The organism is Ciceribacter ferrooxidans (assembly GCF_004137355.1).
GTDB lineage: Bacteria > Pseudomonadota > Alphaproteobacteria > Rhizobiales > Rhizobiaceae > Allorhizobium > Allorhizobium ferrooxidans.
In genome coordinates this window covers 16,848-29,229 of sequence record NZ_SDVB01000094.1, presented here as the reverse complement: position 1 = coordinate 29,229, position 12,382 = coordinate 16,848, and the positions used below count along the sequence as shown (strand labels likewise).

The 12,382-nt window shown below is 61.0% G+C and carries 10 protein-coding genes and 1 pseudogene; 8 read left to right on the top strand and 3 right to left on the bottom strand.

The window, feature by feature from the left end:
• A pseudogene (locus tag EUU22_RS02220) lies at positions 1-168 on the top strand (IS110 family RNA-guided transposase); the annotation flags it as partial.
• A gap of 8 nt (positions 169-176) precedes the next feature.
• Here EUU22_RS02220 and EUU22_RS02215 read toward each other — a convergent pair.
• Positions 177-1,697, bottom strand: a complete 1,521-nt coding sequence (locus EUU22_RS02215) for a sugar ABC transporter ATP-binding protein (protein ID WP_129330475.1) — start codon at positions 1,695-1,697, stop codon at positions 177-179.
• Positions 1,690-2,706: a zinc-binding alcohol dehydrogenase family protein gene (locus EUU22_RS02210; RefSeq protein ID WP_129330477.1), complete on the bottom strand. Its 1,017-nt coding sequence runs from the start codon at positions 2,704-2,706 to the stop codon at positions 1,690-1,692. Before EUU22_RS02210 ends, EUU22_RS02215 begins: the two co-directional genes overlap by 8 nt.
• Before the next feature lie 391 nt (positions 2,707-3,097).
• Here EUU22_RS02210 and EUU22_RS02205 point away from each other — a divergent pair, with 391 nt between their 5' ends.
• Together EUU22_RS02205 and EUU22_RS02200 are read left to right on the top strand one after the other, a co-directional pair.
• On the top strand, positions 3,098-3,697 hold the full coding sequence (locus EUU22_RS02205) for a helix-turn-helix domain-containing protein (protein ID WP_112691782.1): 600 nt from the start codon (positions 3,098-3,100) through the stop codon (positions 3,695-3,697).
• On the top strand, positions 3,690-4,919 hold the full coding sequence (locus tag EUU22_RS02200; protein ID WP_112691783.1) for a type II toxin-antitoxin system HipA family toxin: 1,230 nt from the start codon (positions 3,690-3,692) through the stop codon (positions 4,917-4,919). The genes EUU22_RS02205 and EUU22_RS02200 overlap by 8 nt, the downstream gene beginning before the upstream one ends.
• Positions 4,920-5,199: 280 nt before the next feature.
• Here EUU22_RS02200 and pdxR read toward each other — a convergent pair whose 3' ends face one another.
• On the bottom strand, positions 5,200-6,615 hold the full coding sequence (gene pdxR, locus EUU22_RS02195; RefSeq protein ID WP_129330474.1) for a MocR-like pyridoxine biosynthesis transcription factor PdxR: 1,416 nt from the start codon (positions 6,613-6,615) through the stop codon (positions 5,200-5,202).
• 90 nt (positions 6,616-6,705) lie between these two features.
• On the opposite strand from pdxR, the gene EUU22_RS02190 reads away from it, so the two are divergent.
• The 5 genes from EUU22_RS02190 to repB all read left to right on the top strand — a co-directional run bounded on the left by EUU22_RS02190 (position 6,706) and on the right by repB (position 12,248).
• Positions 6,706-7,404 (top strand): glutamine amidotransferase, encoded by a 699-nt coding sequence (locus EUU22_RS02190; protein WP_205687823.1) that lies wholly within the window; start codon positions 6,706-6,708, stop codon positions 7,402-7,404.
• On the top strand, positions 7,401-8,081 hold the full coding sequence (locus EUU22_RS02185) for an MOSC domain-containing protein (protein WP_129330472.1): 681 nt from the start codon (positions 7,401-7,403) through the stop codon (positions 8,079-8,081). The genes EUU22_RS02190 and EUU22_RS02185 overlap by 4 nt, the downstream gene beginning before the upstream one ends.
• Entirely contained in the window at positions 8,078-8,971 is an 894-nt protein-coding gene (pdxY, locus tag EUU22_RS02180; RefSeq protein WP_129330471.1) for a pyridoxal kinase, read from the top strand. The genes EUU22_RS02185 and pdxY overlap by 4 nt, the downstream gene beginning before the upstream one ends.
• A gap of 1,011 nt (positions 8,972-9,982) precedes the next feature.
• Positions 9,983-11,191: a plasmid partitioning protein RepA gene (repA, locus tag EUU22_RS02175; RefSeq protein WP_112691788.1), complete on the top strand. Its 1,209-nt coding sequence runs from the start codon at positions 9,983-9,985 to the stop codon at positions 11,189-11,191.
• Between the two features lie 70 nt (positions 11,192-11,261).
• Positions 11,262-12,248, top strand: coding sequence for a plasmid partitioning protein RepB (gene repB, locus EUU22_RS02170; protein ID WP_129330470.1), 987 nt, complete (start codon positions 11,262-11,264; stop codon positions 12,246-12,248).
• Positions 12,249-12,382 lie beyond the last annotated feature (134 nt).

The window sequence follows — 12,382 nt, the reverse complement described above, 5'->3', positions numbered from 1 at the left end:
TGTTCGCTCGCCCAGCCAGACAGCCGCGCCTTCTACGCCCGTAAACGCCGCGAGGGCAAACGCCATCATCAGGCCGTCATCGCTCTGGCCAGACGTCGCATCAACGTTCTGTGGGCCATGCTGCAAACTCGCTCCACCTTCCAGGCCAGCTTCAAAGTTGCCGCTTGACGAACGCATTAGGCTGCCTCTCCCCCCAATTCTCCCCGGCGCTGTGTGGCCAGGTGCATTATCTCTTCTTGTGTTGTCGCCTTTCCTCCGGGGAGGATGCCCGTCAGGCGCCCTTCGCACATCACCGCGATCCGGTGTGACAATCTGAGCACCTCGGGCAGTTCCGACGAGATGACGATGATCGCCTTGCCGTCGCGCGCAAGCGATTGCAGCAGTCGGTAGATTTCCGACTTCGCACCGATGTCGATGCCGCGTGTCGGTTCGTCGAAGATCAGGATATCGCAGTTGCGCAGGAGCCATTTTGCCAGAACGACCTTCTGCTGATTGCCTCCCGACAACAGCCTGACCTCCTGGCGTTCGGACGGTGTCCGGATGCTCAACTGCTTGATGTAGTCGCGCGTGACGCTTCCAAGTCTGGCGTCCGCGATGACGCCGAAGCCGTTCGAAAAGCGGGCGAGATTGGGCAATCCGACATTGGCGGTGACGTCGAGGCCGAGCGCCAGCCCGAGATGTTTGCGATCCTCGGAGAGATAGCCGATGCCGGCCGCCACCGCGTCCTTCGGACTGCTTATCGAGGCCGCCTTGCCGTGAACCACGATTTCGCCGGCATCTCTGCGGTCGGCGCCGAAGATCAGCCTGGCGACCTCGGTTCGTCCGGCGCCCATAAGGCCGGCAAAGCCGAGGATCTCGCCCGCCTTTACGGTGAAACTGACGTCCCGGACCGCCCTGCCTCGCGAAAGCCCGCGGACCTCCAGTGCGACAGACGCATCGGAAAGGTCGGGAATATCCACTTCGGTATTTTCCAGTTCACGCCCGACCATCATCGAGATGATCGTCGAAATCGGTGTGTCCGACGCCTTGACCGTGCCGACATAGGCACCGTCCCGCATCACCGTCACCCGATCCGCAATCTTCTTGATCTCGTCCATCTTGTGGCTGATGTAGACGATCCCCACGCCCTCCGACTTCAGCCTCTCGATGATCGTGAAGAGATCGTGGACCTCCTTGTCATTGAGTGCAGCGGTCGGCTCGTCCATGACGAGCACGCGAGACTTGTGGGAAAGGCTCTTGGCGATCTCGACCATCTGTTGCTGGGCGACCGACAAGGTCCGGACCTCGGCCCTGGGGTCGATGGAAATGTTCATTGCCGAGAATATGTCCTGCGCCGCCTGGTTGAGGGCTGCCTCGTCGAGACGCCAGAAGCTCTTGCGCGGTTCGCGGCCGATAAAGATGTTCTGGGCGACGGTCAGGTCGTTCATCAGGGCGAGCTCCTGATGGATCATTCCGATGCCGAGTGCCTGGGCGGCATGAGGACTGGGGATGATGACCTCTTCTCCGGCAATACGGATCGTTCCCCCATCCGGCTGCCATATGCCGGACAGAACTTTCATCAGCGTCGACTTTCCCGCTCCGTTCTCGCCCATCAGAGCGTGAACCTCACCGGCAAACAGGTCAAAGCTCACGCCCTTCAGCGCGTGAACGCCGGGGAAACGCTTGTCGATCGCCTCGAGCTTGATGAGTTCATGCATGGCCCGACCTCCAGGCCGGCAAAGCGACCAGCGCCTTGATGAGTCCTGACCGATCAGCGGCCAGTTCCGGCAGTCTTTTCGGCAATTCGTCGAGGGACAGGACGGTCGAGACGAGTTTGCCGCCATCAATCGCACCAGAGGACAGCGCTTCCATCACATGCAGGAAGTCGGGCGTCTGTGCGTTCCGGCTGCCGACGAGTCTCATTTCGCGTTTGTGGAACTCGGCGTCGGAGAATGTGAGGTCACCCTTGACGACGGACACCAGCACATAGGTTCCGCCATGGGCGACATGAAGAAAGCCCGCTTCCATCGCCTTGGGATTTCCGGTCGCATCGAAGACCACGTCAAAACCGTCTTCGAGTTCTCCGACGAGGAGAGGCTGGTCGGCCAGATGAAGATGCAAGAAGCCCAGGGATCTCGCCGACCCGAGACGCTCTTCGCTCATGTCCATGATGTGGACTTCCGCGCCGGCTAGGCGAGCAAAGAGGGCGGCCCCCAGGCCGATCGGTCCGGCTCCGGTAACGAGAACCCGGTCACCGGCGGCGGCTTCGGAGCGGCGGACCGCATGGGCACCGATCGCAAGAAACTCGACGAGGGCTGCATCCCGTTCCGACAGCTTGGACGCGTCGTAGAGGTTACTCGCCGGAACCGCGATTCGTTCGCACATCCCACCGTCCCTGTGGACGCCGAGGACGCCGATCGACATGCAGCAGTTCGGCTTGCCGCGCAGGCAGGCGCGACACTTGCCGCAGGCTATGTAAGGATTGATGGTGACGAGCTGGCCCTTCTTCCACCCCTCGGCATCCTCCGTGACATAGCCCGACAGTTCGTGGCCGATGACACGCGGATATTCCAGATAGGGGTGCTTGCCCTCAAAGATGTGGTAGTCCGTGCCGCAAAGACCCGCGGCAGCAAGGTCGACGAGAACCCACCCATCGGGCGCGGCGACCGGCAGATCTCTTTCAAGCAGACGAAACTCGCCCGGCTCCACGCACACGCCGCTCACCATGCGACGGACCGATGTCGATTGACTGCTCATTTACCCTCCCAGACAGCATGTTTTTTATGATTATAGACATCCTGCGATCGGCGCAAATGTTTTTTATTTTTTTGAGCAGATCGGACTTCTGCACGGGATGAGCATGGGCAGGCATCACAATGCCGCTGCGGGCGACGACGACGTGCATACCGGTACCGGCCCGACTACCGTGGCTCAGCAACCGCGAGCTTGGACATCGATCGATGCCGAATGTAGGCTGTCGCCAGGCTCAGAGTGATATCGATTACGATATCATGACTAGGAATCGATGTGCATTCATGCATCGTTCCTTGCTAGATATCCAAGGAGATGATATATTAAAAAATATCGAAATCAAAAAACGATATTGAATTAAGCATCAATGAAATACGAAACCCAAGAGATCGCGGATCGCCTGCGGGAATCCAGAGAAGCCAAACAGCTTAGCCAACGAGAGTTGAGCCGTTTGGCTGGCATCCCGCAAGCACAGATTTCGCGAATCGAAGCCAACAGCGTCGACTTACGGCTATCGAGCCTCATCGCTCTCGCCAGCGCGCTTGATCTGGAGATTGCGTTGGTGCCGCGCAAGGCGGTGCCTGCGATCAAATCCATCACGCGCCAAACGACTGAGCGCACGGTCGTTCAACCGCCCTCAATTGGCAAAGAAATGCAGCAGCTGCAAAAGGCAATTCGCGCCCTTCAGATCGACGTGCCAACGCTTCCACAACTGGATGAACTGCGGAAAGCCACGGCGTCAATCCAGCGCCTCCAGATCGACACACGATTTTTGGACAATCTCCGTGCGGTACGCAACACCATTGAACGCGCCCAAAAGACGGACCATTGGAAGGGATTATCGGACGCGACCAAGAGCATGAAGGCGCTCCGCAATCAGATTGCTCATTTCGAGCCAACAACCGAGCAACGCAGCGCTAACCGTCCGGCCTACTCTTTAGACGACGAGGAGGAGGAGGATGCCTGATGTTTCCGTTTTAAGCGTGCGCCTGTATGGCGAGGAAATCGGTACAATCACCCATGTGGGAGCCGAGAAGACACTTTTCGCCTTCAACGATGCCTATGTTGAAAACCCTGAAAGACCGACGCTCAGCCTTCAATTCAAGAATGGATTCGGCGAACTGATTACGGATTTCCGGCCGTACAAAATCAAACTGATGCCCTACTTCTCGAACCTTCTGCCGGAAGGCCATCTGCGCCGGTATCTGGCCGAGAAGGCAGACATCCATATTGACCGTGAGTTCTTTCTCCTATGGGTTCTCGGGCAGGACTTGCCTGGTGCGATCACCGTTGTACCAGCTGACGGCGGAGAATGGCCAGACGAGGCGCATAACGTCCTTGAAGGCGAAGCCGCGAAAGAGGCCGCCGAGGATGCCATGCGGTTTTCATTGGCGGGAGTGCAGCTGAAATTCTCAGCGCTACAGAGTGCCAGCGGCGGCCTGACCATTCCGACAAGCGGTGTAGGCGGCAATCGGATCGTCAAACTCCCCTCTCGCGAATTCGCGAATGTCCCGGAAAATGAATTCTCGATGATGAGTCTCGCCAGAATGGTCGGCATCAATGTTCCCGCAATCGAGCTTATCGATGTCCGCTCGATCGGCAACCTGCCGGACGGGATAGCGAAGCTCGGGCAACAGGCATTCGTGATTGAACGCTTCGACCGCAACGAAGATGGCAGCATCACGCATATCGAAGATTTCGCGCAGGTTTTTAACGTCTATCCTGAGAATAAGTACAAGAAGGCCAGCTACCGCAATCTGATATCGGTGATTGCCACGGAATCCGATCAGGATGATGTTGCGGAATTCATCCGCCGCCTGACTTTCAACGTCCTGATCGGCAACGGCGATATGCACCTGAAGAACTGGTCACTGATCTACCCTGACCGCCGAAACGCTCGTCTCTCTCCGGCCTATGATTTCGTGTCTACCATTCCCTACATCGCAAACGACAAGTCTGCCTTGACCTTCAGCCGGACGAAGGAGTTCACCGGGTTCACGGTTGATGAGCTGGAGCATCTATCGGCGAAAGCCTCCCTGCCCCGCAAGCTCGTCATCGATACAGCAAGGGAGACGGTCACTCTGTTCATGGAGCGATGGAAAACCGAGAAAATGCACCTGCCCATGAACACGGAGGTCATCGAAGCCATCGATAAACAGCTTACTGCGCTACCAATTGCTAAAGGATGAGGCGAACCATCTTGCACTCCGCATACATGTACTATTGGACCGCCGCCGCGATGTGGTGATGATGCGACGATCCGCCCGCTGCGGAAACCTGATCTGTCCCTGCTTCCAGCCGGAAGCATCGCGATAAACGCTGGTGGCTTGCTCCGGGGAGCTCGCCAGGACCCGTCGGCAGTTGCGATCGCCACGACAATGCAGTGCCTGGCGGTATCTTGGCTGTTACACTCCTGCAAACAGGTCCATATCTCTGTGTCCGATCGCCAAGAGGTCGCCGCTAACCAGTTCAGCCGGGCCAGCTTCGGGCGAAAATCCGCACCGCCCGGAGGATCTGCGCCTCGTCCAAAGCCGCATAGCCGAGGCGAAAGGCTTGCGGTGCTGGGGCCTGGAGAGCGAAACGCGTGCCCGGCAACAGGGTCAGGCCAGCCCGACCGGCATACTCGGCCCAGACTTCCGCCTTCGCACTCTCGCTCCGCAGCCAAAGCGCCAGTCCGCCGGCCGGCAGATCGAATGCCGCACGCATCCCCAGCTCTTGCGACAAGGCCGCGGCCAGCAGATCGCGGCGGATGCGATAGACCCGTCGCGCCTTGCGGGCATGACGCCCGAGTTCTCCTTCTCGGATCAGTTCGGCCAATGCCGCCTCCAGCGCGGCATCGCCCTGTCGATCGATTGCCGCCCGCGCCGTCGCCATACGGGTTAGCAAGGGCTCCGGCGCCACTGCATAGCCCAGCCGGATACCCGGCGAGAGCAGTTTGGAGAGAGAGCCGACATAGATCAGCGGCAGCTCCGCCGGGGCGCGGGTCGCAAGCGGCAGGACGGGACGACCCTCGAACCGGTATTCATGGTCGTAGTCGTCTTCGATCAGCGTGATGCCGTGCCGCTGCGCCAGTTCCAGAAGCTGCAACCGCCGGGCTGCGCCCATGGTAACCGTCGTCGGATATTGGTGGTGCGGTGTGACATAAACCGCCGCGATGCGTGGATCGGACACCAGCGCAGCCTCCAGCGCGGAGACCGACAGCCCGCCGGCGTCGACCGGTACGCCATGAATACCCGCCCCGGCGGCGCGGAACGCCTCCCAGGCAAGCGGATAGCCGGGCTCCTCCACCGCGATCACCTGACCTGGCTCGATGGCCGCTTTCGCCGCCAGAAACAGCGCCATCTGGCTGCCGCGCGCGATCAGCATGCGTGCAGGGTCTGCAACCACGCCCCGGTCGGAGGCGAGATAGGCGGCGAGCGCCTGACGCAGGGCAAGCGTGCCGCGCGCGTCCCCATAGTCGGCCCCGGCCCGAAATGCGGGAGACAACAGCGCCCGACGGAAGCCCCGCGCCAGCGCCTTGTTCGGCACCAGCCTCAGGTCGGGTGCACCGTCTGTGAATGCCAATGCCGGGCGGACTTCCGCCGACTCCTCTCGGACCGGTACGACAGGCGAAACCACCATCCCCTGAGGAAGATCCTTCGCGACAAAGGTGCCGCGCGCCGGCTCGGAATGTAGCCAGCCTTGCGTCAGCAGTTCCTGATAGGCGGCATCAACCGTATTGCGATGCACCCCGAGCTCGCGCGCCAGCGCGCGTGTTCCGGGAAGGCGGGCGCCGGGCGTCAGGCGGCCACGGGTGATGTCGCGGGTGATCGCCTCGGCAATTGCCAGAAAGAGGGGGCCGCGAGGTGTCCTGTCGATATCCAGGGAAAGCGAGACACGCGCCATACCATTCCGGCCTATCAATATTCTACAAACTGGAACTTCTCTATGGGCCAGTTATCTGCGAGACCGACACCGAAATGCAAGAGGACGCCCGTGTCGAAATCCGCCCTTATCCTGCGCCACCTGACCTTTGAAGACCTCGGCAGCCTTGCCTCTGTTCTGGAAGGAGAAGGCTATCGGCTTATCCTGATCGAAGCCGGCATCGACCCGTTGCCCGATCCTCTGAGCTTTGATCTGGTGGTGGTTCTGGGCGGTCCGATCGGCGTGAATGACGGGCGATCCTACCCATCAATAGCGGCAGAGCGCGAGTGGCTCGCACCGCGCCTCGCCGCCCGTCGACCGACGCTCGGCATCTGCCTTGGAGCGCAGCTTATGGCAGCAGCGCTCGGTGCAGAGGTTGCACCTATGTCCAGGAAGGAGATCGGCTTCGCTCCGCTGACACTCACGGAGGCAGGACGCTGCGGGCCGCTCACGGCGCTTGAGGGTGTGCCGGTCCTGCATTGGCACGGCGAGGCCTTCGAGACACCCGCCATGGCCGAAAACCTCGCGACGACCTCGGCCTGCGCCACGCAAGCCTTCGCAGTGGGGCGGGCCGTGCTGGGGCTGCAATTTCATGCCGAAGCGGGGGAACTGCCCGCCTTCGAACGCTGGCTGATCGGTCACGCCGTAGAACTTGCACAGGCGGGCATCGCCCCGGAAGACCTGCGGCGTGCCGCCGAGGAGCACGGCCCCGCCCTGCGGGTCGCCGGACAGTCCATGCTCAGTGCGTGGTTGCGGGAGCTGCCGGCTTGACGAGGATCACGCTTCTGACCGGCCGCGCGAGCCCCCTGCCCCGCAGCGATGCCTCGAGCGGGATCGTCAAGATCCCCGTGGACCGGCCGCTGGCCCTCGGCCGGGAAGGGCTCGAAGGCGACGAACAGGTGGACCGCCGCGTGCACGGCGGCGTCGAAAAGGCGTTGCATCACTATCCGTTCGATCACTATGCCGTGTGGCAGGACGAACTGGGGCCTCTGCCCCCTCTGCTCACGCCCGGCGGCTTTGGGGAGAACATTTCGGTGACCGGCCTGACCGAGATCACCGTCGCCGTGGGTGACATATTCCGGCTCGGCTCCGCGATCCTGCAGGTATCCCAGGGGCGGCAACCCTGCTGGAAACTCAACCGCCGGTTCGACGTGCCGGACATGGCTCGCCGGGTGCAACAGACCGGCCGCACCGGCTGGTATTACCGGGTCCTGCAACCGGGGACCGTGACGTCCGGGGACCGACTGGAGCTCATCGAACGCGTCGCCCCCGCATGGACCCTGCATCGGCTCTGGCACGCGCTCTATGTCGACCGGCTCAACCTGCACGAACTGGCGGGCATCGCCGCGCTCGACGTGCTGGCCGAAGGCTGGCGCAAATATGCGGTCCGACGGCTGGAGAGCGGCCGGGTCGAGGACTGGAGCAACAGACTGGATGGTACCGCATGACCCGCCCCCCTTTCGTGATCTCGATCCAAAGCCAGGTGGTCTTCGGCCATGTCGGCAATTCCGCCGCACTGCTTCCGATGCAGGCGGCGGGGCTGGAGGTGGCATCAATCCCCACCGTGGTCTTCTCGAACACCCCGGACTATCCGACGCTCCGCGGTCGTGCCCTGCCACCCGAATTCTTTTCCGACCTGTTGCAAGGCGCACGGGAGCGGAGCCTGCCGGAGCGGGCGGCATTCATCCTGACCGGCTACATCGGCTCGCTGGACGTCGCGCTCATGGTGGCGGATTTCGTGGCCGATGCGAAGGCGGCGAACCCCGAACTCATCTATCTTTGCGACCCGGTAATGGGCGATGCCGGACCTGGACTCTATGTACCCGAGGCCATTGCCGACGTAATGCGCGAGCGACTGCTGCCGATGGCCGACATCGCAACGCCAAACCCATTCGAACTTACCTGGCTGACCGGCCGAGAGATCGAGACACTCGCGGATCTTGAAACCGCAAGGCAGGCTCTGGAGATTACGACTGAGGCCACGCTGATCGCCACCGGCTGCGCTCTGGAGGACACGCCCGACGGCCATATCGAAAGCGTCATCCTCGGCCCCGGCGGCATCAGCCGTCACCCGACGGTACATCTGCCCGTCGCATTACCCGGTACCGGCGACCTCTTCGCCGGCCTGATCGTGGCGGGACTGGCGCGTGGGTTCGCCCTGACCCACGCGGTCGAAACGGCCCAGACCCTAACCTCCCGCGCGCTGAACCATGCGAGCACGCTTGGCGCCGGCGAGGTGGTGCTGAGCGAACCGGAGTTCCGTCGCGCATTGCTGACACTCGGTGCCGGCAGAGCGAACGCCGGGTCGAAACGGACTACCGCGCGCAAGCCGGAATAACAGGCCCGAAGACCCGGCTGCCAGGAGACCTGCCGATCGAGTGTGAACGCCTCCCCGTACGCGTGCTGGCCGGGTGGTCGATGATTGGAGGCGGCGGGCTCATGACATATGACGCCTTGCCCCCCGCCGACCGGCGTTGGCTGACGCTGCGTGGTGCCGGCTGATTATCGAAGTCGTGCCCCTTTGCTGAGCGACAACGTCGCGTGTGCCCGCGGATACCGTTTGGGCTGCGGCCTGGCGCAGCCTGTGCGGTTGATTGTCGAAATATCGGGGAAACCGCACGGCCCGTCGTTCATGAATAACGAACGATAATGTGTCCTGCGCGGGGAATTCGCCTGTCAGCGCCAAGACCAACCTAGGTCCCTCTCATCGCAGCCCGCTGCAAGCCATGAAATCATCCTTCTTTTCGCGTGCCACCGCAAGAGCAGATAAGCCTCGGCCTCGCTTTTCCCGGAGCAGGCTCACGCTGAGCACATCGAATGGAACCCGATCCTTCACATCCCGACGAGCATCGTCGCGGCGGCCGAGCGAGATTGCCGATGGGCTTGCTCACTCGGTGAACCAGCGCCACCCAGAACCTGCTTGGAGCACGGGCGCCGCTGAACGGTGCCGGGGAATCCTCCCTTATCCTTGCAGAACAGGGCCGGCAACGCGGCTGGAAAAATGCGGTCAAATCGCCAAAATGAGCGTGAGCCGCTGACCGAGTCGCGCCGGATGAGTCGGGTGAGTCGCAACGGTTCAGTCCGCTTGGGCCATCATATTGCAGCAGGAGCGGGCCCGGCTGGTGTCGGAAACCGGCCGGACTATAGAGCCTCGTCTCCGGCGAGTTATTCTCATAAGCGGCGGAAACACATGCACAATCCGTCGTCTTCGCATCGCCGCCCCGCCGTGTTGGCAATTGCGCCGACCGGTTCATATTGCGGCCTGCCTTGTCTCTAGCAGAGAATCGCGGATAATAACGGTTACGAGGCACGAATTGCCTGAATACCGTTATTTGAGAGCAAGCGCATAATGAGCACCAACCCTTCATTGGCTGTCGACGACTCCCTGCACTTCGAGGATCTCATCCTCGAACAGGGCGACCTGATCTCCAAGAAACTGCACCTGCTCAGTGTGCAGCGTTTCCCGCCTAACGCGCGCAAGAACCTCCGCTCGTTTTCGCTCGCAGAGGTCGCCAACTATATCGGCGTCTCGCAGAGTACGCTGAAGAAGCTCCACCTGGAGGGCAAAGGCCCCCTCCCCCAGACATCGTCTTCAGGGCGCCGTTCTTATACGGCCGAGCAGATGATGGAGCTCCGCTACTATCTCGATCAACACGGACGGTCGGAATCCAAGAACTACGTCCCGCATCGCCGCACAGGAGAACGGCTGCAAGTGATCGCGGTCGTCAACTTCAAGGGCGGTTCGGGCAAGACGACGACAGCCGCACACCTAGCGCAGTATCTCGCACTGACCGGCCACCGCGTGCTCGCGGTCGACCTCGACCCACAGGCATCGCTCTCTTCGCTCCATGGCTTCCAGCCCGAACTCGACCAGATGCCCTCACTTTACGAGGCGATCCGCTACGACGGAGAAAAGCGCTCGATTGCCGAGATCATCCAGCCGACCAATTTCCCGGGTCTGGATATCGTGCCGGCCAATCTCGAACTGCAGGAGTTTGAGTACGATACGCCGCTTGCGATGTCGAACCGTTCGTCGAACGAGGGAAAGACCTTCTTTACGCGTATCTCGCGGGCGCTGTCGGAAGTCGACGACCGCTACGATGTCGTCGTCATCGATTGCCCGCCTCAACTCGGCTATCTGACGATCACCGCACTCACGGCCGCCACGAGCGTTCTGATCACCATTCATCCGCAGATGCTCGACGTCATGTCGATGGGACAGTTTCTGCTGATGCTCGGTGGAATCCTGAAGCCGATCCGCGACGCCGGCGCCGAGGTCAACCTCGAATGGTACCGCTACCTGATCACCCGCTATGAGCCGATGGATGTTCCACAGGCACAGATGGTCGGATTCATGCAGACCCTCTTCCACCAGTATGTGCTGAAGAACCATATGCTGAAGTCCACGGCGGTGTCCGACGCAGGGATCACCAAGCAGACGCTCTACGAAATCGACAAGAATCAGATGACCCGTTCCACCTATGAAAGGGCGATGGAATCGCTCGAAGGGGTGAACAGTGAAATCTGCGAACTGATCCACAAATCGTGGGGGCGCTGAGTTGTCAGCTGACAAAAACGAGGTTTTCGCGTTTGTTTTCAGACTGATGCGCGAGAAGCGGAGACAATAGATGGCACGCAAGAATCTTTTGGCTGGACTGGTTGCGCCCGAGAGCACACCAAGCCCGCAATCTGCCAGCACCGCCTACCCCATGCGCGGTGCTTCCAAGAACATGATCCGGTCGCTGGACGAGTTGGCAAAACAGGCCGACAAGTTCCTGGAAGGGGAAGCCGTTGTCGAGATCGATCCCAAGCTGATCGAGGGATCCTTCGTCTCCGATCGCCTCGAGGATGCGTCCGAACAGTTCGAGGAACTGAAGCAGGCGATTGCGGAGCGGGGGCAGGATACGCCTGTTCTTCTGCGACCGCACCCTACTCTCTCCGGTCACTACCAGGTGGTCTTCGGCCACCGTCGTGTGCGCGCAGCCCGCGAGCTCGGCCGTCCCGTCAGGGCCGTCATCAAGCAACTGGACGACAAGTCCCATGTCATCGCCCAAGGTCAGGAAAACTCGGCTCGCGCGAATTTGACGTTCATCGAGCGTGCGCTCTTTGCGCGCCGCCTCTTCGATCTCGGCTACGACCGGAACGTCATCTGCTCGGCGCTGGCGGCCAATCAGGCGACGGTATCGAAGATGATGTCTGTCACCGATCGCATCCCGGCCGATGTTGTCGAGCGTATCGGCCCTGCCCCGTCCGTTGGACGCGAACGCTGGGTCGAACTCTCGCTTCTGGTTGGAAAGGCATCGAACGGCGAGAAGGTGCAAGCCCTGACGCAGGACGCAGACTTCGCGAAGCTTGAAAGTGATGAACGGTTCAACGCCCTGTTTTCGACCCTCAATCGCTCAGGCAAGGCCGTCAGGAAGATGGAGATGCCCGCCGCGAAGCTGCTCTGGCAGCCGTCCGACAAGGGTGTTTCTGCGCAGATATCGAATACCGGCAAGGCGTTCACGCTCGCGATGAAGGCGAAGAACGCCTCGCGCTTCGGCAAGTACCTGTCCGATAACCTGGACCGGCTCTATGCCGAGTTCATGGACGAAATGACGAACGAAGGAGATTAGCGCGCAAAAGAAAAAGGCCCCCAAACGTTGCCGTCGTGGAAGCCCTTCTCAGGTGTAGCAAGCTGAGATTCTCATTTCCACGATTCATAGTCAAGAGTCTTTGGCACCGATTTTGGTGAGCGGACGTCTTTTGC

Excerpts from the sequence above, each read along its gene's own strand:
- EUU22_RS02215 (WP_129330475.1), bottom strand. The coding sequence starts at position 1,697 with ATGCATGAACTCATCAAGCTCGAGGCGATCGACAAGCGTTTCCCCGGC.
- EUU22_RS02210 (WP_129330477.1), bottom strand. The coding sequence starts at position 2,706 with ATGGTGAGCGGCGTGTGCGTGGAGCCGGGCGAGTTTCGTCTGCTTGAA.
- EUU22_RS02205 (WP_112691782.1), top strand. The coding sequence starts at position 3,098 with ATGAAATACGAAACCCAAGAGATCGCGGATCGCCTGCGGGAATCCAGA.
- EUU22_RS02200 (WP_112691783.1), top strand. The coding sequence starts at position 3,690 with ATGCCTGATGTTTCCGTTTTAAGCGTGCGCCTGTATGGCGAGGAAATC.
- pdxR (WP_129330474.1), bottom strand. The coding sequence starts at position 6,615 with ATGGCGCGTGTCTCGCTTTCCCTGGATATCGACAGGACACCTCGCGGC.
- pdxY (WP_129330471.1), top strand. The coding sequence starts at position 8,078 with ATGACCCGCCCCCCTTTCGTGATCTCGATCCAAAGCCAGGTGGTCTTC.
- repA (WP_112691788.1), top strand. The coding sequence starts at position 9,983 with ATGAGCACCAACCCTTCATTGGCTGTCGACGACTCCCTGCACTTCGAG.
- repB (WP_129330470.1), top strand. The coding sequence starts at position 11,262 with ATGGCACGCAAGAATCTTTTGGCTGGACTGGTTGCGCCCGAGAGCACA.